Annotated in this window: 17 protein-coding genes and 1 pseudogene; 4 read left to right on the forward strand and 14 right to left on the reverse strand. The window is 71.8% G+C overall.

Going from position 1 to position 21,680, the window contains the following annotated elements; all coding sequences use genetic code 11:
* Positions 1-21 precede the first annotated feature (21 nt).
* The 4 genes and pseudogenes from ABZ937_RS20655 to ABZ937_RS20670 form a co-directional block, all read right to left on the reverse strand.
* Positions 22-1,440: a sugar porter family MFS transporter gene (locus ABZ937_RS20655; RefSeq protein WP_361693803.1), complete on the reverse strand. Its 1,419-nt coding sequence runs from the start codon at positions 1,438-1,440 to the stop codon at positions 22-24.
* Positions 1,441-1,620: 180 nt separating this feature from the next.
* Positions 1,621-5,241, reverse strand: a pseudogene (gene smc, locus ABZ937_RS20660) (chromosome segregation protein SMC); the annotation flags it as partial.
* A gap of 246 nt (positions 5,242-5,487) precedes the next feature.
* A complete protein-coding gene (locus ABZ937_RS20665; RefSeq protein WP_014675251.1) occupies positions 5,488-5,691 on the reverse strand; it encodes a hypothetical protein in 204 nt (67 codons plus the stop codon).
* Between the two features lie 382 nt (positions 5,692-6,073).
* Complete coding sequence (locus ABZ937_RS20670; protein ID WP_361693805.1) at positions 6,074-6,355, reverse strand: acylphosphatase; 282 nt, start codon at positions 6,353-6,355, stop codon at positions 6,074-6,076.
* Between the two features lie 197 nt (positions 6,356-6,552).
* Between ABZ937_RS20670 and ABZ937_RS20675 the strand changes: the two genes are divergently transcribed.
* On the forward strand, positions 6,553-7,878 hold the full coding sequence (locus tag ABZ937_RS20675; RefSeq protein ID WP_361693852.1) for a CAP domain-containing protein: 1,326 nt from the start codon (positions 6,553-6,555) through the stop codon (positions 7,876-7,878).
* A gap of 12 nt (positions 7,879-7,890) precedes the next feature.
* On the opposite strand, the gene ABZ937_RS20680 is transcribed toward ABZ937_RS20675, so the two are convergent.
* Positions 7,891-8,142 carry a hypothetical protein gene (locus ABZ937_RS20680; RefSeq protein WP_361693807.1) on the reverse strand — a complete coding sequence of 84 codons (252 nt, stop codon included), beginning with the start codon at positions 8,140-8,142 and terminating at the stop codon, positions 7,891-7,893.
* 69 nt (positions 8,143-8,211) lie between these two features.
* Entirely contained in the window at positions 8,212-8,796 is a 585-nt protein-coding gene (locus ABZ937_RS20685; protein ID WP_361693809.1) for a flavodoxin family protein, read from the reverse strand.
* A 136-nt stretch (positions 8,797-8,932) separates the two neighbouring features.
* On the opposite strand from ABZ937_RS20685, the gene ABZ937_RS20690 reads away from it, so the two are divergent.
* Positions 8,933-9,331 (forward strand): helix-turn-helix domain-containing protein, encoded by a 399-nt coding sequence (locus ABZ937_RS20690; protein ID WP_361693811.1) that lies wholly within the window; start codon positions 8,933-8,935, stop codon positions 9,329-9,331.
* On the opposite strand, the gene mutM is transcribed toward ABZ937_RS20690, so the two are convergent.
* The 8 genes from mutM to recG form a co-directional block, all read right to left on the reverse strand.
* Positions 9,304-10,164, reverse strand: a complete 861-nt coding sequence (mutM, locus tag ABZ937_RS20695; RefSeq protein WP_361693813.1) for a bifunctional DNA-formamidopyrimidine glycosylase/DNA-(apurinic or apyrimidinic site) lyase — start codon at positions 10,162-10,164, stop codon at positions 9,304-9,306. The two genes, ABZ937_RS20690 and mutM, sit on opposite strands and share 28 nt — an antisense overlap.
* Before the next feature lie 109 nt (positions 10,165-10,273).
* Complete coding sequence (gene rnc / locus ABZ937_RS20700; protein ID WP_361693815.1) at positions 10,274-11,092, reverse strand: ribonuclease III; 819 nt, start codon at positions 11,090-11,092, stop codon at positions 10,274-10,276.
* 19 nt (positions 11,093-11,111) lie between these two features.
* On the reverse strand, positions 11,112-11,285 hold the full coding sequence (gene rpmF, locus ABZ937_RS20705) for a 50S ribosomal protein L32 (protein ID WP_003951102.1): 174 nt from the start codon (positions 11,283-11,285) through the stop codon (positions 11,112-11,114).
* Between the two features lie 2 nt (positions 11,286-11,287).
* Positions 11,288-11,932 carry a YceD family protein gene (locus tag ABZ937_RS20710; protein WP_361693817.1) on the reverse strand — a complete coding sequence of 215 codons (645 nt, stop codon included), beginning with the start codon at positions 11,930-11,932 and terminating at the stop codon, positions 11,288-11,290.
* Between the two features lie 132 nt (positions 11,933-12,064).
* Positions 12,065-13,138 carry a cell division initiation protein gene (locus ABZ937_RS20715; RefSeq protein WP_361693819.1) on the reverse strand — a complete coding sequence of 358 codons (1,074 nt, stop codon included), beginning with the start codon at positions 13,136-13,138 and terminating at the stop codon, positions 12,065-12,067.
* 57 nt (positions 13,139-13,195) lie between these two features.
* Complete coding sequence (gene coaD / locus ABZ937_RS20720) at positions 13,196-13,675, reverse strand: pantetheine-phosphate adenylyltransferase (protein WP_361693820.1); 480 nt, start codon at positions 13,673-13,675, stop codon at positions 13,196-13,198.
* Between the two features lie 26 nt (positions 13,676-13,701).
* Positions 13,702-14,289 carry a 16S rRNA (guanine(966)-N(2))-methyltransferase RsmD gene (gene rsmD, locus ABZ937_RS20725; protein ID WP_361693823.1) on the reverse strand — a complete coding sequence of 196 codons (588 nt, stop codon included), beginning with the start codon at positions 14,287-14,289 and terminating at the stop codon, positions 13,702-13,704.
* Between the two features lie 65 nt (positions 14,290-14,354).
* On the reverse strand, positions 14,355-16,574 hold the full coding sequence (recG, locus tag ABZ937_RS20730) for an ATP-dependent DNA helicase RecG (protein WP_361693825.1): 2,220 nt from the start codon (positions 16,572-16,574) through the stop codon (positions 14,355-14,357).
* Between the two features lie 198 nt (positions 16,575-16,772).
* Here recG and ABZ937_RS20735 point away from each other — a divergent pair, with 198 nt between their 5' ends.
* Both ABZ937_RS20735 and ABZ937_RS20740 read left to right on the forward strand, forming a co-directional pair.
* Positions 16,773-18,611 (forward strand): HSP90 family protein, encoded by a 1,839-nt coding sequence (locus tag ABZ937_RS20735; protein ID WP_361693827.1) that lies wholly within the window; start codon positions 16,773-16,775, stop codon positions 18,609-18,611.
* Entirely contained in the window at positions 18,608-21,538 is a 2,931-nt protein-coding gene (locus tag ABZ937_RS20740) for a tetratricopeptide repeat protein (RefSeq protein WP_361693829.1), read from the forward strand. Before ABZ937_RS20735 ends, ABZ937_RS20740 begins: the two co-directional genes overlap by 4 nt.
* The last annotated feature ends 142 nt before the right edge of the window (positions 21,539-21,680 follow it).

Raw genomic sequence — 21,680 nt, forward strand, 5'->3', positions numbered from 1 at the left:
TCGGGGGCCTCGCTACGAGGCTCAGCCCATCTCCTCCAGGGACTTGCCCTTGGTCTCCTTGACGAACTTCAGGACGAACGGGATGGAGAGCGCGGCGAAGACCGTGTAGATCACGTAGGTGCCGGCCAGGTTCCAGTCGGCCAGCGACGGGAAGCTCGCGGTGATGGCCCAGTTGGCGATCCACTGCGCGGCGGCGGCCACGCCCAGGGCGGCGGCACGGATCTTGTTCGGGAACATCTCGCCGAGCATGACCCAGACGACCACACCCCAGGACAGGGCGAAGAAGAGGACGAACACGTGGGCGGCGATCAGGGCGATCCAGCCCTGGGTGGCGGGCAGCTTGCCGTCGACCAGGTGGGAGGAGAACGCCCAGGCCTCCAGCGCGAGGCCGACGGCCATGCCGACGGAGCCGATGAGGGCGAGCGGCTTGCGGCCGACGCGGTCCACGAAGATCATCGCGATCACGGTGCCGACGATGTTGATGATCGACGTCGTGAAGGAATAGAAGAACGAGTCCGTCGGGTCGACACCGACCGACTGCCACAGCGTCGAGGAGTAGTAGAACGCGACGTTGATGCCGACGAACTGCTGGAAGACCGACAGGCCGATACCGATCCAGACGATCGGCTTGAAGAAGAAGCCGCCGCCGAGCAGGTCCTTGAAGGAGGACTTGTGCTCGCTCGTCATCGCGTGCTCGATCTCGGCGACGCGGGCGTCCAGGTCGATGCCCGTGCCCTCGACCTCGGCGAGGATCTCCTTGGCGCGGTCGCGCTTGCCGACCGAGAGCAGGAAGCGCGGGGACTCGGGGATCGCGAAGGACAGCAGGCCGTACAGCGCGGCCGGGACGACCATCACGCCGAGCATGACCTGCCAGGCCTCCAGGCCCATCAGCTTGCCGCGCTGGTCACCGCCGGCGGCGTTGAGCAGACCCCAGTTGACCAGCTGGGAGATGGCGATGCCGACGACGATCGCGGCCTGCTGGAAGGAGCCGAGCCGGCCACGGTAGGCGGGCGGGGCGACCTCGGCGATGTAGGCCGGGCCGATCACGGAGGCCATGCCGATGGCGAAGCCGCCGATGACGCGCCAGAAGGCGAAGTCCCACAGGGAGAAGGGCAGCGCGGAGCCGACGGCGCTGACGACGAAGAGGACCGCGGCGATCTGCATGACCCGGATGCGGCCGATGCGGTCGGCTATGCGGCCGGCGGTCGCGGCGCCGATGGCGCAGCCGATCAGGGCGATCGCGATGACCTGGGCGAGGGCCGCGGAGCCGATGTCGTAGCGGTCCCGGATCGCCTCGACGGCGCCGTTGATCACGGAGCTGTCGTAGCCGAAGAGGAAGCCGCCCATGGCGGCAGCCGCCGCGATGAAGATGACGTGCCCGAGATGCTCGGGATGAGCCGTCCTGGCTCCTGACTGAGGTGCCTGCGCTGTGCTGGTCACGTGAATCTCCTCGGGCCACGGCAACGCTGCCGGTGGGGGTAGAGCCCTTACAGGTGAGACCTGAAGGTAAAAGCAACGTTGCAGAGACTATGCCTTCAAGTTTCGAAGTCAATAGTTCAAGTGCTGTGAGTTTTGAGATATGCCCGAGGGGTTTGTGTTCACTTCTTGAACAGAGGGGTAGCGGAGTCGCTGGGAGATGACCTTCGACACACCATCGCCCTGCATGGACACGCCGTAGAGCGCGTCGGCGACCTCCATCGTGCGCTTCTGGTGCGTGATCACGATCAGCTGCGAGGCCTCCTGCAGCTCCTGCATGATCCGGATGAGCCGCTGGAGGTTGGTGTCGTCCAGCGCGGCCTCGACCTCGTCCATGACGTAGAACGGGCTCGGCCGGGCCTTGAAGATCGACACCAGCAGCGCGACGGCCGTCAGCGAGCGCTCGCCGCCGGAGAGCAGGGAGAGCCGCTTGACCTTCTTGCCCGGCGGACGCGCCTCGACGTCCACGCCCGTGGTCAGCATGTTGTCGGGGTCGGTCAGCACCAGGCGGCCCTCGCCGCCCGGGAACAGCCGGCTGAATACGCCCTCGAACTCGCGCGCGGTGTCCCGGTACGCCTCGGTGAAGACCTGTTCGACGCGCTCGTCGACCTCCTTCACCACCTGGAGCAGATCGGCGCGGGTCTTCTTCAGGTCCTCCAGCTGCTCGCTGAGGAACTTGTGCCGCTCCTCCAGCGCCGCGAACTCCTCCAGCGCCAGCGGGTTGACCTTGCCCAGCTGCTGGTACGCCCGCTCGGCGGCCTTGAGCCGCTTCTCCTGCTCGGCCCGGACGAAGGGGCGGGGCTGGTTGCGCGGGTGCTCCGGGTCCTCGGGCAGCCGCTCGCCGTCGGCGGGGGGCGACGGGGGCACGAGCTGGTGCGGGCCGTACTCCGTCACCAGCCCCTCCGGTTCGACGCCCAGCTCCTCCAGCGCCCTGGTCTCCAGCTGCTCGATGCGCAGCCGCTTCTCGGCGCCGAGCACCTCGCCCCGGTGGACGGAGTCGGTGAGCTTGTCGAGTTCGGCCTTGAGGTCACGTCCCTGGGCGCGCGCGGCGGACAGCTCCTGCTCGCCGCGGACCTTGGCGGCCTCGGCGGCGGAACGCTCCTGCTCGGCCCGGGCGAGGGACGCCTCGACATGCGCGAGCAGCTGCCGGGCGCCGGAGGCGACGGCCTCGGCCACGGCCGCCTCGTGCCGCAGCCGGGCCCGGCGCTGCTCGGCACGCGCGCGTGCCTCGCGTTCGGCGCGGGCCGCGCGGTCGAGCGAGTCGGCACGCCCGGCGAGCCCCTTGACCCGCTCCTCGTGCGTACGGACCTGGAGGCGGGCCTCCATCTCGGTCTGCCGGGCATTGGCCCCGTCGGCGGCGAGCCGGTCCCGCACGGAGGTGTCCGGCTCCTCCTCCACCGGCATCTCCTCGGCGACGGCCAGCCGCTCGGCCAGCTCTTCGGCCTCCTGTACGGCCTTGTCCAGCGCCTCCTGCGCGCGTGCCGCCGCCGCGGCCGAACGCTCGGCCTCCCCGGCGGCGCCGCGCGCCTGGCCGGCGAGCCGGCCGAGCTGCTGGGCGACGGCCGACTTCTCGCGGTCGGCGGCGCGGCGGCGCTCTGCGATCTCTTCCACGAGGGCGGCGGTCCGCCTGCGGCGCTCGGCCGCCACCTGCTGTTCCTCGGCCAGCTCCGCGCACCGCACCGCCAGCTCGGCCAGCTCGGCCGCGGCCTCGTCGACGGACGCCTGCACCTCCAGCAGGCTGGGCGCCCCGGCGGAACCGCCGTGCGCGAAGTGGGCGCCGAGGAGGTCGCCTTCAGTGGTGACGGCGGTCAGCTCCGGGCGGGAGTAGATCAGGGCCTCGGCGTCGTCCAGGTCTTCGACCACGACCATTCCGCGCAGCAGGCGTCGTACGGCGGGCATCAGCTCGGCGGGGCCGCGGACGAGGCGCTCCGCAGAGAGGGCGGTGGCAGGCAGTCCGGCGTCCACCGGTTCGTCGTGGCCGGTCACGCCCCGCGGCGGAACCGCACACTGATGCTGCCCCGCGCCCCCGCGGGGCGCTTCCTCCGGGGCGCCTGCCAGGAGCAGGGCCGCCCGGCCGCCGTCCTGCTTACGCAGCAGCTTGATCGCCTCGGCGGCCGCCGCGGGGGTCGTCACGGCGATCGCGTCCGCCGCCGCGCCGAAGGCCGCGGCCAGTGCGACCTCGTAACCCGGCGTCACGGTCAGCAGCTCCGCCGCCGGACCCAGCACCCCGGTGAGCCGGTCCCTTGCCCCCAGCAGTATTCCGGTGCCGTCCTTCCGGCGCAGGCCCAGCGCCAGCGCCTCGTGGCGAGCCTGGGTCGCCGCACGGCTGCGCTCGGCGGCGCTGAGTGCCTCGCGGGCCGTGCTCAAGGCGGTCTCGGCGTCGGTGAGCTGCTGCTTCGCGGCCTCGTGCTGCTCGGCCAGGTCCGCGTCGCCGGCGTCCCGGCCGTCGACCTCGGCCTGCAGTGCCTCGTACTCCTCCTGCGCGCGCACCGCACGTTCCTGTGCCTCGTCGCGGGCCGTGGCCAGCCGGTCGATCTCGGCCTGGGCGGAGGCGGCGCGCGAGCGGGCCGCGCCCACCTGCCCGGTCAGCCGGGCCAGGCCCTCACGGCGGTCGGCGATGGCACGCGCGACATCCTTCAGCCGGCGCTCCTCCATGGCCAGCTCGCGCTCAAGTTCGGCGCGGTGGGCGACGGTGTCGTCCAGTGCGCGCTGGGCCGCTTCCAGGGCGGCTTCCAGTTCCGCCTCCTGCTCGCGGATGCGGGCGGCCTCGCGCTCCAGGTCCTCGGGGTCCCGGCCGCGCCGCTCGTCGGGGGGCGCGGAGGTGGCGCTCTTGACCCGGGCGTCGGCCAGCGAGACGGTGCCGCGGACGCGCTCGGCCAGCTGGGACAGCTCGTACCAGGTCTGCTGGGCGCGCTGGAGGCGCGGAGTGAGCCGGCGTACCTCGTCCTCCAGCAGGGCCTCGCGGGTCAGGGCCTTCTTCAGCTCCTGCTCGGCGCTCTCCTTGCGTTCCTTCAGGGCCGCCTCGTCGGCGATCTCGGCCCGCAGGGCTTCGCGCAGGCGAACGAGGTCGTCGGCGAGGAGCCGCAGGCGGGCGTCGCGGAGGTCGGCCTGGATGACGGCGGCCCGGCGCGCCACCGCCGCCTGCCGGCCCAGCGGCTTGAGCTGGCGGCGCAGTTCGTCGGTGAGGTCCTGCACGCGCGCGAGGTTGGCCTGCATCGCGTCCAGCTTGCGGAGCGCCTTCTCCTTGCGCTTGCGGTGCTTCAGCACGCCCGCGGCCTCTTCGATGAAGGCGCGGCGGCCCATGGGATCGGCGTGCAGGACGGAGTCGAGCTGGCCCTGGCCGACGATGACGTGCATCTCGCGGCCGATGCCGGAGTCGGAGAGGAGTTCCTGGATGTCCAGGAGGCGGCAGGTGTCACCGTTGATCTGGTACTCGCTGCCGCCGTTGCGGAACATGATCCGCGTGATGGTGACCTCGGCGTACTCGATGGGCAGCGCCCCGTCGGAGTTGTCGATGGTCAGGGACACCTCGGCGCGGCCCAGCGGCGGACGGCCGGTGGTGCCGGCGAAGATGACGTCCTCCATCTTGCCGCCGCGCAGCGACTTGGCGCCCTGCTCGCCCATGACCCAGCTGAGCGCGTCCACGACATTGGACTTGCCCGAGCCGTTCGGGCCGACGACACACGTGATCCCCGGTTCGAACCGGAGTGTGGTCGCCGAGGCGAACGACTTGAACCCGCGGAGGGTCAGGGCCTTGAGGTGCACGCCGCCGGACTCTACCCGCCGCCGCTATCTCACTCCATGAACCCTCGCAACCGCGCGGTTTCACCATTGAACATGCAGGGCACACCAGACGTTAAAGAAGGTGAAAGGATGCGCGGGGGAAGAAAGAAGGGACGCCGAAGCGTCCCTTGCAACTCTCTGACGGCTGGGTCTCAGCCGTCCGACCAACTGAGCGGTTGATACGGGCAGCCCGATCGCTGTGACTGCTGTCGTGGAGCGATGCAACGATCAGGTGAGCGCAGGCTCCGCCTGGTGTGCGTCGATGCTCTCCATGATCCTGTCCTGAGAGGCGGCAGCCGTCAGCGCTTCGTTCTCCGCCTGGATCCGTACCAGCTCGGACTCCAGGTCCTGGACACGCTGCTGCAGCCGTCGCATCTCGGCGAGGAGTCGAGGGTCGGAGCCGCCGACGTAACCGAGAAGCGCCTTTGCCATGATGGATGGTCCTCCACACTGAGTGACCGACCGATGCGGTGTGGGTCGTGAGGGATTCGCACCCGCGGTGCTTGGCACATCCGGGTGTTGCTCTGCTGTTGTTCCATGCCAAACAGCTAAGGTGCGCGGGGCTTTCAGCGTCTCACCAAAAAGTTTGACGGTCAACACGATCACGCCCTGTATTGGTGGGCAAACCGGGGCGCGCGGCCGGAAAAACGGCGGCGCTGTGACCTCTCCGGAACCCTCAGGGCGTGGTGACCAGCAGTACCTGCGGAGCCTGCCATGCCCCGCCCGTCTTGGCAACCACCAGGGCGTTTTCGCTTCGCGCACGTGCCTTTGGCAGCTCCCCGCGCCCCGGCCCGCGGGGCTCTGCCGTATCGGTTCAGCGAACGGCGAAGCCGTCGTAGCCGCCGCGGGGTGTGTCCCAGATCTCGGTGACGCCGTCCACGCGCCCGGGCGTGTCGCTGCCCTGGAGCCAGCCCAGCAGCCCCTCGCAGCCCTCCCGTGACCCCTCCGCGACCACCTGGACCCGGCCGTCGGCCAAATTGAGAGCAAAACCACTCAACCCGCCGATCTCCAGTGCCTTGGCACGCGTGAACCAGCGAAAACCCACGCCCTGCACGTGTCCACGCACCCAGGCGACCAGTCGTACATCCTCGCTCATGGGTGCAACCTAACCGGCCGGTGTCGCTCGGGACACATCGTCCCCCAGCGCCATGGGGTACCGTCCGGACCCAATGAATCGCATATGAAAACCCACTCGATCGAGTGGGTGGGGTCGGCCAGAAGGAGTCCCTCGCCAGCGAGTCACTCGCCGTGCGGACACGGGTCGACCGCGAGCACGAGGAAGAGGGCAAGGACATGGGACGCCACCGACGCTCCGCCGCCGGCCGCGCCGCCAAGGGCCGCGCCACGGGGGTCACGGACACGCAGCGTTCCGGCGCGGGGAGCGGCGACGCCCGGCACTCGTCCGCGGGGGAACGGCCGATACCCATGGGCATAGCGCCCTACCTGAACCCGGAGGCGTACGCCGAGGCCGACGCGAAGGCCCAGGCGTATCTCTTCGCGACGGACCACGACGGGGCACCGGCCACACCCGGCTCCAGCCCCAGCTCCTCCGGCTCCGGCTCCGGCTCCGCGGGGGGCGGTTTCACCCCGGCCGATGGGCCGTCCGCCGACCGCCCCCGGCGCGGCAAGGCCGCACGACCGGTGCGTATGGGGCTGCTCGGGGTGTCCGTGGCCGTCGCCCTCGGCACGATCGCGGTGGCCACGGGCGTCGTACCAGGCCTGGAGAACTACCAGCTCGGCGGCAGCACGCACACCACCGGCGGGGAGCGGCCGCAGGTCGCCGACTCACCCGGCAACACGGCGAGCGAACAGGGCGGCACCTCGGGCAGCGCCCACAGCGGTCCCACCGGCAGCTCCACCAGCGGGACAGTCGGCGGAAGCGCCGGACGTGGTGATTCCCCGAGCCCGTCGGCCTCGACCGCGGCCTCTGCCTCCAGTTCTGCGTCTGCCTCTGCCTCTGCCTCGAAGTCGGCGTCCCCCAAGCCGACCCCGACGAAGACGGCCTCGCCGAAGCCGGCCCCTACGAAGACGGCTCCATCGAGGACGGCCCCGTCGAAGCCCGCCCCCTCGAAGACGGCCGCCAAGAAGCCGGCGCCGAGGCTCACCCCGTCCACGCCCTCCACGCCCACCACGCCCAGCAAGCCCTCCAAGTCGGCCGAGCCCGCTGAGCCGAAGGCCACCCCGTCCCGTACGGCCACCAAGGCGCCCGCGCCGTCCTCCTCCCCGGTGACGGTGTCGAAGGAGGCCGCCGCCGAGGCCGAGGTGCTGAAGCTCGTCAACGACGAGCGGGCGAAGGCCGGCTGCAGCCCGCTGGCGGCGAACTCCTCGCTGACCGGGCTGGCCGAGACGTTCAGCGACGACATGGCCGCGCGGGGCTTCTTCGACCACACCGACCCGGACGGCAACTCGCCGTGGGACCGGGCCGCGAAGGCCGGCATCACCGACCTCGGCGGCGAGAACATAGCCCGCGGACAGGCCGACGCGGCGGCTGTGATGGCTGCCTGGATGAACAGCCCCGGCCACCGCGCCAACATCCTGAGCTGCAACTTCAAGACCCTCGGTGTCGGCGTCCACTTCGGCCCGGGCGGCCCCTGGTGGACACAGGACTTCGGGTACTGAGAATCCCGCGGCTCAGCGCCCTGGTGGTGGGGGGCACGCGGCTCTGCGGCGCAACCCCCACGCCCTGAACCGGCCGCTCACGAAGATGCCGGCGCCGAGGGACAGCGCGATCGACACGGTCGACGGCACGACGTCGAGAGTCACGTGACGGCCGCCGGCGGCCGACGATCCCAGGAACGCGATCGCCGTGAGGGTCGCGGCGGCCACGGTGAGGCAGACCGCCGTCTCGGCCCACCACATCGCCCGCGTCGGTCGTGTCGTCATGGCGATGTTGTACCTCGCGCGTCCGGCTGCTGTACAGCAAGGATGTACAGCAGCCGGACGGGCGCGGCCTTACGCGGCGGCGCGTCCGCGCGCGAAGATCTTCGCCGTCTCCGTCACCCGGCGGCCCAGGTGCTCGGCGGTGGCTATGTCGGCCTTGTGGACGCCCTCGGGACCCTGGTCGTTGTTGCTCTGGGCGGCGGCGCCGGTGAAGAAGCCGAGGCGGTTGAGGTCGTTCTCGGAGGCGGTGCTGCTGTTCCAGCCGGGGAGCAGGCCGAGGTTGACCCAGTGCATTCCGTGCTGGGCGGCGAGCGTCTGGAAGAACTGCAGGGTGTGCAGCTTGTCGCCGCTCTTGGAGGCGGAGTTGGTGAAGCCGGCGGCCAGCTTGTCCTTCCAGTCCTGGCCGAACCAGCGCTTGGAGGTCGCCTCGGCGAACGCGTGGAAGGCTCCGGAGGCGGTGCCCATGTAGGTGGGCGAGCCGAAGACGATCACGTCGGAGCGGTCCAGCGTCTCCCACTGCTCCTCGGTGATCTCGTCCACCTTGATCAGGTGCACCTCGGCACCCGCCTCGACGGCACCGGTGCGCACGGCCTCGGCGATCACGGTGGTGTGGCCGTAGCCGGAGTGGTAGGCGATGGAAACGACGGGCGTGGTCATGCGGACTCCTCGAAAGGGGCAGCGGAAAGGGCGGCTCGACTGAGAGAGCAGCTCGCGAGCGATGACAAAAGGAAAGCACTAACTTCTGGTTAGTGCAACCTGGTGGTAAGCGCTGCTTCGGCGTACCCTTGCCGTCATGACCGCCACCACCGCCCAGGACCAGGACGACCTCGCGTACAACGTCTTCGCCAAGGCCTGCCCCTCACGGGACACGCTGGAGCACGTCACGGGCCGCTGGGGCGGGCTGACGCTCGGCGCGCTGTACGAGGGTTCGCTGCGCTTCAACGAGCTGCGCCGGCGCGTCGACGGGGTGAGCGAGAAGATGCTGTCCCAGACGCTGCACGCGCTGGAGCGCGACGGTCTGGTGCACCGCGAGGCGCAGCCGACGAACCCGCCGCGCGTGGACTACGAGCTGACCCCCCTCGGCCGCCAGGTCGCCGAGCGGCTGCTGGCGCTCATCCACTGTGTGGAGGGCTCGATGGACGACGTGCTCGCCGCCCGCGCGCGTTACGACGAGACGCGCGGCGCCCTCTGACACTTCGGGCAGAAGTAGCTGGAACGGTTCATCCAGGGCCGGCGGCGCATGGGCGTACCGCAGCGCTTGCAGGGCAGGCCCTCGCGGCCGTACGCGTCCAGGGAGCGGTCGAAGTAGCCGGACTCGCCGTTGACGTTGACGTACAGGCTGTCGAAGCTGGTGCCGCCGACGGCGAGGGCCTCGTTCATCACGTCCCGGACGTGGCCGAGGAGTTCCCGCGTGACCGGGCGGGTGAGGCCCGCGGTCGGGCGCTCGTAGTGGATGCGGGCGCGCCACAGGGCCTCGTCCGCGTAGATGTTGCCGACCCCGCTGATCAGCGACTGGTCCAGCAGGGCCCGCTTGATGGTGGTCCGCTTGCGGCGCAGCGCCTGGTGGAAGGCCTCGTCGTCGAAGAGCGGGTCCAGTGGGTCGCGGGCGATGTGCGCGATGACGTCGGGCAGGCCGTCGGGGGTGTTGTCGTGCAACGACAGTCCGCCGAAGGTGCGTTGGTCGACGAAGCGGAGTTCGGTGCCGAGGGCGTCGGCGAACCGGACGCGGATGCGCAGGTGCTTCTCGTCCGGCGCGTCGTGCGGCTGGACCAGCAGCTGGCCGCTCATGCCGAGGTGGGCGAGGACGGACTGGTTCGTCTCCTCCAGCGGCAGCCACAGGTACTTGCCGCGCCGGCGGGGCGTGCCGATGTGGTGGCCCTTGAGCCGGTGCGCGAAGTCGTCGGGGCCGGCGAGGTGCCGGCGTACGGCACGCGGGTGCAGCACCTCGGTCTCGGCGACGGTCCGGTGGGCGACCCAGCGCTCCAGGCCACGCCGGACGACCTCGACCTCGGGCAACTCGGGCATCGGGACCCCTGTCAGAACCGTACGGACCGGTGGACGAGCCGAGCGCCCGCGCCGGCGTGGACGGCCGGGCGGGCGCTCGCGTGCTGCTTGTGCAGCGTGTACCGCTCGGTCAGGCGGTGGCGGACGGCGTGTCGCCGCCCTTGACGGCTTCGTCGGCCGTCTCCTTCACAGGCTCCTTGGCCGGCTCCTTGGCCGCCTTGGCGCGCTCGTCCGCGGCGGCCCGGATGGACCGCCAGGCGGACTCGGCTGCCTGCTGCTCCGCCTCCTTCTTGCTGCGGCCGGTGCCGGTGCCGTACGAGACGCCTCCGACGCGGGCGGCAGCAGTGAAGGTCTTCTCGTGGTCGGGGCCGGTCTCCGTGACCAGGTACTCGGGCACGCCGAGTCCCTCGATCGCGGTCAGCTCCTGGAGGGACGTCTTCCAGTCCAGGCCGGCGCCCAGGTTGGAGGACTTCTCGATCAGCGGGTCGAACAGGCGGTGCACCAGTTCGGAGGCCGCGTCGAGGCCCTGGTCGAGATAGACCGCACCGATCACCGCTTCAAGGGTGTCGGCGAGGATGGATGCCTTGTCCCGGCCGCCCGTGCCCTCTTCACCCCGGCCGAGCCGGATGAAGGCGCCCAGGTCCAGGCCGCGGCCGACCTCCGCCAGTGCACGCGAGTTGACCACCGCGGCCCGCAGCTTGGCCAGCTGGCCTTCGGGCAGGTCGGGGTGGGTGCGGTACAGCGTGTCCGTGACGACGAGGCCGAGCACGGAGTCCCCGAGGAACTCCAGCCGCTCGTTCGTCGGCAGACCGCCGTTCTCGTACGCGTAGGAACGGTGGGTCAGCGCTCGCACCAGAAGGGCGGACTCGACGTGGTAGCCGAGCCGCCCTTCCAGAAGCGTGTGGGACGAGGCCGTGTTGTCCGCTGAGTTCTTCTTTGGCGTGGACACGGTGCCTCTCACCAGCCGCTCAGACTTCGAGGACCTGGCGCTTGTTGTAGGTGCCGCAAGACGGGCACGCAATGTGCTGCTGCTTGGGCTCGTGGCAGCGCTCGCACGCAACCAGGGTGGGGACCGCAGCCTTCCACTGCGACCGGCGGTGGCGCGTGTTGCTGCGCGACATCTTCCGCTTCGGAACAGCCACGGCTACTTCTCCTGCTTCTCGTCGACGCCCGCTTCGGCGCCGCTCATCTCGTCCTTCTCGCCGTCCTTCAACGAACCGGCGAGTCCCTGCAATGCCGCCCAACGGATGTCGACGGCGTCGTGGTGGTGGTCCGGGTCGTCCGCGAGCCGGGCTCCGCACTCGGAGCACAGGCCGGGGCAGTCGTCCTGGCACACCGGCTGCATCGGCAGTGCGAGCACCACCGCATCGCGCAGCACGGGTTCGAGGTCGATCAGACCGTCCTCGATGAAGAGCCTGTCCTCGTCGTCCTCGGCGTCGTCGCCCGGTTCCGCGATCACACGGCCCCGGTCGTCGGCGTCAGGGTACGAGAACATCTCCTGGAAGTCCGCTCGAAGCTCCAGCTCGACCGGCTCCAGACACCTTACGCACTCCCCCTCGGCCGCTGCACGGGCGGTGCCTGTGACAAGCACCCCTTCCATGACCGACTCAAGGCGGAGTTCGAGTTCCAGCGGGGCGCCTTCCGGCACTCCGATGACTCCCTGGATGCCGAGATCCCTGGGAGCGTCGACGTCGCGGGTCAGGCGCTGCAGCGCACCAGGACGCCGGCCCAGCTCGTGCGTGTCGATCACGAGGGGGTTGCGGTGGTCGAGGCGGGCGTTGGAAGCCATTCCTGCTTTCGATCTACGAACTCGAAGGGACGCCGCCCGCAGGGGTCTTTGGGCAGCGGTGATCGCGGGCATACGCGCGACCGAACAGCCAGGATACTGGACCTTTCGCTCAGCGCCCAATCCGGTGGGCCGCTAAAGGCCCCGCCCCTGCTCGTAGGCCCTCAGCTGCTCCGCGCTGATCATGCTGGTGTCGAAGAGGCTGGTCTCTTCCAGGGCGTAGCCCTGCTGGGACTGGGGCTGCTGGTGGGGCTGTTGCTGCTGCGCCTGGTGGGGGTCGTAGCCGGGCTGCTGGGCGTCGTAGCCCTGATAGGCGTAGGGGTCGGCCTGCTGGTAGCCGTACGGGTCCCGCTGCGGCGCGTACTCCGGCTGCTGCGGGAAGCCCGCATACGGGTCCGGCTGCTGCTGGTAGCCATAGGCCGGCTGCGGCTCGTACGACGGCTGCGGCGGCTGCGAGGGATCGGGCCGGCGCCGGTCCTCGCGGTCGCTGTCCGCGAGGGCCGCCAGGTCGGCGAGGTAGTCGGCGTCGCTGGAGTGCTGGAAGGTCGTGGTGTCGTCGGCGAGGGCGCCGAGGTCGTCGGTGGCGATCCGGCCGTGCAGCTTCTGCCGGCCGCGGCCGACGGCCTCCAGGGTCTTGGCGAGGACCGCCTCGAAGGCGCCCAGCTTGGCGTCGACGTAGGCGTCCGCGTTGTGGCGCAGGGTCTCCGGGTCCTGGCTGCGCTCGGGGGCGTCCTCGTCCTCGTAGCCGTTCTCGTCCAGGCCGGGGCCGGTGCCGAGGAGCTTCTCGCGGCCCCGGCCGACCGAGCCGAGGGTCTTGGTGAGAACCACCTCGAAGTTGGCGAGCTTGGAGTCGACGTAGTCGTCGGCCTCCGCGCGGACCTCCTCGGCCTCCGTGCGGGCCTCGGCGAGGATCCGGTCGGCCTCGGCCTGGGAGCGGCGGGCGATCTCGGTGTCGGAGATCAGCGAGCCGCGCTGGGCGTGCGCGCTCTCGATGATCCGCTCGGCCTCCTGGCGGGCCTGCTCGACCATCTGCTCACGGTCGCCGATCAGCTCCTGTGCCTGGGCGAGGGAGCCGGGCAGCGCCTGGCGCACCTCTTCGAGCATCGCGAGCAGCTCGGCCCGGTTGATCACGCACGACGCCGACATGGGCATGGACCGGGCGCCGGAGACCGTGGAGACGATCTCGTCGAGCTTCTTCTGCACGTCCACCTGTGCTCGCCACTCTCTACAGCCGGGTTGGAGACGGACGGGACGACTGTAGCCCCATCAGTCCCTGCCGAGACGCTTGTTCAGCGCCTCCAGGACCTGGGCCGGCACCAGGTGGGAGACGTCGCCGCCCCAGGCCGCGACCTCCTTGACGAGGGAGGAGGAGAGGAAGCTGTAGGTGGGGTTGGTGGGCACGAACAGCGTTTCGACGCCGGTGAGGCCGTTGTTCATCTGGGCCATCTGGAGTTCGTAGTCGAAGTCGCTGACGGCGCGCAGGCCCTTGACGATGGCGGGGATGTCGCGCTGCTTGCAGAAGTCGACGAGGAGGCCGTGGAACGCCTCCACGCGGACGTTGGCGTACTCGGAGGTGACCTCGCGGATCAGCTCGATCCGCTCCTCGATCTCGAACAGGCCCTTCTTGGCCTTGTTGATCATCACGGCGACGTAGACCTCGTCGTAGAGACGGGAGGCTCGGGCAATGATGTCGAGGTGTCCGTTGGTGATCGGGTCGAACGACCCGGGACAGACGGCGCGGCGCACTTGTGATCCCTCGCTCTCCGGTCCGGTCATCGTGCGTCTTCGCACGTAGAGGCGGCGCGACCGTACCAAAACGTTCCCTCGCCGTAGCGACGGGACCGGATCGCCTCGAAGCCGTCCGGCCAGTGGAATTCGCCGCCTCTGGTGCTGCGCTCCACGGTGACGAGCGCTTGCTCAGCGAGCCAGCCTTCCGAGTGGAGTGTGAGCAGAATCTCGCGAAGATCGTGATCTGTGACGGCGTACGGGGGGTCCAGGAAGACGAGGTCGTACGGCTCTTCCGGTGCCGGTTGCTTGATGATCTGTTCCGCTTTGCCCGCTCTGACCTCCGCACCGGGGAGGCCCAGGTTCTTCACGTTCTCCCGGACGACTCTGGCCGCGCGGGCGTCGGCCTCGACCAGGAGGGTGTGGCTCGCGCCCCGGGAGAGCGCTTCGAGACCTACGGCGCCCGAGCCGGCGTAGAGGTCGAGGACCCGCTCGCCGTCCAGGGGGCCGCCGAGGAGGGACTGCCAGGTGGAGAAGAGGCCTTCGCGTGCGCGGTCCGAGGTGGGACGGGTTCCGGTGCCTGGCGGTACGGAGAGGCGCCGTCCGCCGGCGGCGCCGGCGATCACGCGGGTCATGTGGGCGTCCTTCTTTGTTTGCGGCTTTACCGTTCAGTTTGGCAGGCCGCAGGGGCAGGTCCACTTCAGCCCTTTTCCAAGTACTGCTCTCTCTCCTCGTCCAAGAGGGCGTCCAGGGCCGTGCGCAGGCCGGCGAGGTGCTCCAGGTCAGGATCGGCCGCCACGACCGCCGCCGCTTCCTCCCGCGCCTCCGCGATGACCTCCTCGTCCTCGATGACCGCCAGGACCCGGAGGCTGGAGCGGGCGCCGGACTGGGCCTGGCCGAGGACGTCGCCCTCCCGGCGCTGTTCGAGGTCGATGCGGGAGAGTTCGAAGCCGTCGAGGGTGGAGGCGACCGCGTTCAGCCGCTGGCGGGCCGCGCTGGCCTCGGGCATCTCGGTGACCAGGAGGCACAGGCCGGGCGCGGAGCCACGGCCGACCCGGCCGCGCAGCTGGTGGAGCTGGGAGACGCCGAAACGGTCGGCGTCCATGATGACCATGGCCGTGGCGTTGGGGACGTTGACGCCGACCTCGATGACGGTGGTGGCGACCAGGACGTCCGTCTCGCCTGCCGCGAAGCGGCGCATCACGGCGTCCTTGTCGTCGGGGTGCATACGGCCGTGCAGGACCTCCACGCCGAGGCCCTGGAGGGGGCCCTTGGCCAGCTGGTCGGCCACGTCGAGGACCGCGAGCGGGGGGCGCTTCTCGGCCTCGTCCTCGGGGGACTTCTTCTTGCCCGCCTTCTTCGGGTCGTCCTCCTCGTCGCCGATGCGGGGGCAGACCACGTACGCCTGATGGCCGTTCCCCACCTCCTCGCGTACCCGCTCCCAGGCCCGGGCCAGGAAGTGGGGCTTGTCGGCGGCGGGGACCACGTGGGTGGCGATCGGGGAGCGGCCGGCCGGGAGCTGGTCCAGGACCGAGGTCTCCAGGTCGCCGAAGACCGTCATGGCGACCGTGCGCGGGATGGGCGTCGCCGTCATGACGAGGAGGTGCGGGGGCTGCTTGCCCTTGCCGCGCAGGGCGTCGCGCTGCTCCACGCCGAAGCGGTGCTGTTCGTCCACCACGACCAGGCCGAGGTCGTGGAACTGGACCTTGTCCTCGATCAGGGCGTGGGTGCCGATGACGATGCCGGCCTCGCCGGTGGCCAGGTCGAGCAGGGCCTGACGGCGGGCCGCCATGCCCATGGAGCCGGTGAGCAGCACCACCTTGGTGGCGTGCTCGGCACCGCCCAGCATGCCGCCCTGGGCCAGCTCGCCCATCATCTCCGTGACCGAGCGGTGGTGCTGCTGGGCGAGGACCTCGGTGGGCGCGAGCATGGCGGCCTGCCCGCCCGCGTCGACCACGGCGAGCATGGCGCGGAGGGCGACCATCGTCTTTCCGCTGCCCACCTCGCCTTGCAGCAGGCGGTGCATCGGGTGGGCGGTGGCGAGGTCGTCGAAGATCTCACGGGAGACCTTCTGCTGGCCCTCGGTGAGCGTGAAGGGGAGACGGTCGTCGAAGGCGGTGAGGATGCCGTCCGCGCGGGGGGTGCGCGGGACGGCCGGGAGCTGGGCGTCGGCGTGCCGGCGGCGGGCCAGGGCGACCTGGAGGACGAAGGCCTCGTCCCACTTCAGGCGGGCGCGGGCGTCGGCGATGTCGGCCTTGGTGTGCGGGCGGTGGATCTTGAGCAGGGCCTCGGGGAGCGGGAGCAGGCCGCGTCCGGCGCGCAGCGAGTCCGGCAGGGGGTCGAGTGCCTCCTGGGCGGTGGGGAGGACCGTCTGGACCGCCTTGCCGATCTTCCAGGACTCCAGTTTGGCGGTGGCGGGGTAGATCGGGATCAGGGCGCCGGCCCAGGTCTCGACGGCCTCGTCACCGTCGCCCCGCAGCAACTCGTACGCCGGGTGGGCGAGTTGGAGGCGGCGGTTGAAGACGGAGACCTTCCCGGCGAACATCGCGCGGGTGCCCGGCAGCAGTTCCTTGTGCGGCTTGTGCACGCCGTTGCCGAAGAAGACCAGCTGGAGCCGGCCGCTGCCGTCGGTGATGGTGACTTCGAGCCGCTGGCCCTTGCCGCGGGGGGCCTTGGCCGAGGCGAAGGAGTGCAGGCGGGCGTCGGCGACCTGGGCGACCACCGTCACGTGCTCGTCCATGGGGAGGTCGGCGAGGTGGGTGAGCTGGCCGCGCTCCTCGTATCTGCGCGGGTAGTGGTGCAGGAGGTCGCCGACGGTGTGCAGGCCGAGGTGCTCGGCCATCACCTTCGCGGTGGCGGGGCCGAGCACTGACTTCAGGGGCTGCTTCAGTGGTTCTTCCAGTGCGGGCACGAGATCCATTGCACACCACGGCACTGACATTCCCGTAGACGCCGCCCTGCGGGTTCCCGGCGAGCTGCCGTAAACATCAGGGAAACTCCTGGTCAGGCGGGGTGCTCCGGCTCTAGGATGACGCGCTCCGGCCATCCTTCGCGGTCACCGCCCGTCCGGGACCGCCCGACCCCGCGCCGCACGCACTCCCCCACCGGCGCAGTGACGATGGACTCCCAGACCTCCCAGTCATCCCAGGCATCCCAGTCACCTCACTCACCTCATACGTTCCAGGTCGACCTGCGCGGTCTGGTGGACCTGCTCTCCCATCACCTCTACTCCAGCCCCAAGGTCTATCTGCGCGAGCTGCTGCAGAACGCCGTGGACGCCATCACCGCCCGGCGCGCCGCCGAGCCCGACGCCCCGGCGCGGGTGCGGCTGTACGCGGCGGACGGCGGGCTGCGGGTGGAGGACACCGGTGTCGGGCTCACCGAGCCGGACGTGCACCGTCTGCTGGCGACCATCGGGCGCAGCTCCAAGCGGGCCGAGGGCCTGCAGGAGGCCCGGTCGGACTTCCTCGGGCAGTTCGGCATCGGGCTGCTGGCCTGCTTCGTGGTCGCCGAGCGGATCCGGGTCGTCAGCCGCAGCGCCCGTACGCCCGAGGCGCCCCCGGTGGAGTGGACGGCCCGTGACGACGGGTCGTACACCGTGCGGACGCTGCCCGCCGCGGAGCGGCCCGAGCCGGGTACGACCGTGTACCTGACGGCACGGGCCGGCGCGGCCGAGTGGCTGGCGCCCGACCGGGTCCGCGCCCTGGCCCGGGACTTCGGCTCGCTGCTGCCGTACGACGTCCGGGTCGGCGAGGAGCCGGTCACGGATCTGCCCGCGCCCTGGGACCGTGCCCATCCGAGTCCGGCCGGCCGGCGGGTCGCGCTGGCCCGGCACTGCCACGAGCTGTTCGGGTTCACCCCGCTGGACTCGATCGACCTGGACGTGCCGCTGGCCGGGATCCGCGGGGTGGCGTACGTGCTGCCGTCGGCGGTCAGCCCGGCCCAGCGGGCGACGCATCGCGTGCACCTGAAGGGCATGCTGCTCACCGAGCGGGCCGAACAGCTGCTCCCGGACTGGGCGTTCTTCGTGCGCTGCGTCCTGGACACCGACAGCCTGCGGCCGACCGCCTCGCGCGAGGCGCTGTACGAGGACGAGACGCTCGCCGCCGTGCGCGACGCACTGGGCGAAAGGATTCGGTCCTGGCTGACCGGGCTCGCGGCCGGTGACCCCGAGCGCCTGTCGGCCTTCCTCGCCGTGCACCACCTGGGCGTGAAGTCCCTGGCCCGGCACGACCGGGAGATGCTGCGCACGATGCTGCCGTGGCTGCCGTTCGAGACGACCGACGGGCAGATCTCCCTGGAGGAGTTCGCGCGGCGGCACCCGGTGGTGCACTTCACACGGACGGTCGAGGAGTACCGGCAGGTCGCGCCGATCGCCTCGGCGCAGGGCGTCGGAGTGGTCAACGGCGGCTACACGTACGACAGCGAGCTGGTCGAGGCGCTGCCGCGGGTGCGGCCGGGGACCGTGGTCGCCGAGCTGGACGCGGACACCGTGACCGCGCACCTGGACGCGGTCGATCCGGGCGAGGAGCTGGCGCTGTCCGGGTTCCTGGCCGCCGCCCGGGACCGGCTCGACCCGCTGGGCTGCGACGTCGTCCTGCGGGCCTTCCACCCGCTGACCGTGCCCGCGCTGCACCTGGACGACCGGGCCGCCCGGCACGAGCAGGCCCGCGCGGCGGCCGAGGAGCAGGCCGACGACCTGTGGGCGGGCATCCTGGGCTCGCTGCGCGGCAGCGCCCCGCGCGCGCGTCTGGTGCTCAACCACCTCAACCCGCTGGTCCGGCGGATCGGTTCGCTCGGCGACCCGGAACTGATCGGCACGGCGACCGAGTCGCTGTACGGGCAGGCGCTGCTGATGGCGCAGCGTCCGCTGCGGCCGGCCGACTCGGCACTGCTCAACCGGGCGTTCATCGGGCTGCTCGAGTGGGCGACCCACGGGGAGGGGGACGGACGATGAGCGAGATCACCGACTTCGACGCGCTGCGCCGGGCGCTGGCGGAGAACTCCGAGGAGCCGGAGGGCCCGGCCCGCAACGCGCGCGCGGAGCAACTGCTCGCCGAGGCCGAGCGGCTGGACATCCCGCTCGCCGTGATCGAGGCGCTCGGGCACCAGCTGAAGGTCTACAACTACAGCTCCGAGAAGGACAAGATGTTCGTCCCGTTCGCGCGGCTGCTGCGCATGTGGGACGAACGGCCGGAGGACTTCGACGAGTACGAGACGCACTCGCTGCACTGGGTCTTCAAGTGGATGTCGGCGGGCATGCTGGACCAGCCGCACATCCCGCTCGCCTCGGTCGAGAAGTGGCTCGCCGAGATGGAGCACCGCTACCGGATCGCCGGACACTCCGAACGGGCGGTGCGCAGCGCCGAGTTCAGCGTGGCCGCGCACATCGGGGACCTCGCGCGCGCGGAGCGGGCGTACGGCGCGTGGCTGGCCGCCGACCGGGACGCGATGGCCGACTGCCACGCCTGCGAACTGCACGGGCAGGGCACCTGGCAGGTCCGGTGCGGCCGGGACGCTCAGGCGCTGGAGCTGTGGCGGCCGGTGCTGGAGGGCGAGTTCGCGTGCGCGCACGAGCCGCACACCGTGCTCGCCTCCTCGCTGGCGCCGCTGCTGCGCCTGGGCCGCGTGGACGAGGCCCGGGCCCACCATCTGCGGGGCTTCCGCCTCGTACGTCCCATGGAGAGCATGCGGGGCGCGTACGCGGATCACGTGGAGTTCTGCGCGCTGACCGGCAACGAGGCGCGCGGCCTTGAGCTGCTGGCCGAGCGGCCGGCGTACTTCACGGACACCGGGCATCCGCGCAGCCGGCTGGACTTCCTGGCCGTGGTGACGCTGCTGATGGACCGGCTGTCCGGGCTGGGCCTCGGTGAGGAGCGGGTGCCGGGGCCCGCCGGGCGGGCCTGGACCGCGCGGGAACTGGCCGCGCACGCGCGCGTGGAGGCGACGGACCTGGCCGGCCGTTTCGACCGCCGCAACGGCACCTCGTCCGTCGGGGACCGGATCCGCGCGCGGATGGACCAGCGCCCCTTGGTGGAGCGGCTGCCGCTGGGTGTTCGGGCGGTACGCCCCACGGCGGCACCGCCGGCCACCCGGCAGGCCCCCATGGCGGCCGCCGAGCCCGACCTGCCCGCCCTCCTCGCCGAGGCCCGACGGCTGTCGGACACCCTGCGGCCGCACGCCCTGGAGGCATGGGCGGCGGTCGCCCGGGCCGCGCGGGACGGCGCCGCGCTGGAGCCCCGCGACCGCGCGGAGATCGCCGAGCACGAGGCGATGGCCCGCGGCCCCGAGGGACTCCCCCTGTTCGAGCGGGCGGCCACGCTGTACGCGGAGGCGGGCGACCCCGGCGAGGCCCTGGCGGCCCGCGCGCGCGGGGCGTACGTCCGCGCGCTGACCGGCGAGGTGAACGCGGCCCTGGCCACGGTCACGGGCCTGTACGACGAGGTGCTCGCGCTGTACGCCGACGAGGGCACCGGCGTCCGGCAGACCGCGTCGGTGGTGATCAGCCGGGCCCGCGTCCTGATGCGCCGGGTGCACGAGGCCGCCGGACACCCGGGTGCCGAGCGGGCCCTCGTGGACGCCGAGGCGGCTGTGCGGGAGGTGCTCGCGCTCGTCGAGGGGCGCGGCGGGGACGATGTGCGGCTGGCCGCGCGGGAGGCCGAGGCCCGGGCGATGCTCGCCGAGCTGGCCGGGCTCACCGGGGACGCGGAGCGGGCGGCGGAGCTGTTCCGGCGGGCCGCCGACGCGTATGTGGGCGCCGGGCTCGCGTGGTTCGCGGTGGAGTACGAGGTGCAGGTCGCCGCCCTCGCCCACCAGGCCGGTGACCTGGCCAGGGCCGAGCAGGCGCTGCGGGCGGCCCTGGAGCACGGCGGGCCGTACGTGGAGCCGGTCGGGCGGGCCCAGCTGCATCTCCAGCTCGCCGAGGTGCTCGGCGGCCGGGACGAGCCCGCGGAAGCGGCCGAGCACGCGCTGGAGGCCGCGCACTGGGCCGACGAGGCCGGTGAGAGCGGCACCCTGGGCGCCTGGGCGCGGCAGCAGCTGGGCGGCTTCCTGCTGCGCCGGGGCCGCTGCGCGGAGGCCGCCGAGGTGCTGGAGTCCGCACTGGCCGACCTGAGCGTCGACACCCACGGCGACGGGGCGGTCGTCCAGGCCCGCTGGTGGCTCGGGGACTGCCTGGGCGAACTGGGCGAGCACCGGGCCGCCGCCGAGGAGCGGCTCAAGGCCGCCGAACTCGCCCGGCACTGGCCCGAGCAGCAGGACCACGCCACGCTCGCCCACCTCGCCGCCGAGTCGCTGGGCAACGCCGGCCTGTCGGACGAGGCCGACCGGGCCTACGCGCGCGCGGGCGACCTGTGGCGCTCGCTCGGCAACACACAGTTCCTGGTCCGCTCGCTGCGCGCCCGGGCCTGGCTGGCGCTGGGCGGGGAGTCCGGGGCGGCGGACGCCCGCGCGCTGATGGGGCGGGCGGTCCAGGAGTGCGAGACGGCGCTGGCCGCGGCGGGCCCGGCGGACCGGGACGAGCTGGCCGCCGAACTCGGGGGTACGCACCGTCAGTTCGCGGAGCTGCTGGTCCGCTCGGTGTCCGAGGAGGCCGAGGACCCGGCGATCCGGGCCGCGTTCGAGGCGGCGCTGGAGCGGATGACCCGGGCGGTGGCGGTGTTCGCCGCGCTCGGCACGGCCGGGCTGGACAGCCGTACCGGCGCCGAACTGGCCGCGGGCCGGCTGGAGGCGGAGCTGGGCCGGCCGGCGCGGGCCGCGGCACGCGCGCGGGCCGTCCTCGCGGCCTACGAGGGCGCCGACGACGGGGACGAGACCGTCCGGGCCCGGCGGGCGGAGGCGGGCCAGCTGCTGGAGGCGGCGGAGGCGAAGGCGCCGCGGGACTGAGCCGCCGGGTCACTCCACGCCGATGAGCAGCAGCGCCCCCCTGCCGGTGTGACTCCCGTACACGCGCCTCCAGGTGCGCGACGGCGGTCTCGGGTGCCTCGTCGCCGACGACGGGACGAGACCCACCGGGCACGGCGGGCCG

The sequence above is a fragment of the Streptomyces sp. NPDC046727 genome (assembly GCF_040645635.1).
In the GTDB taxonomy this organism is placed as follows: domain Bacteria; phylum Actinomycetota; class Actinomycetes; order Streptomycetales; family Streptomycetaceae; genus Streptomyces.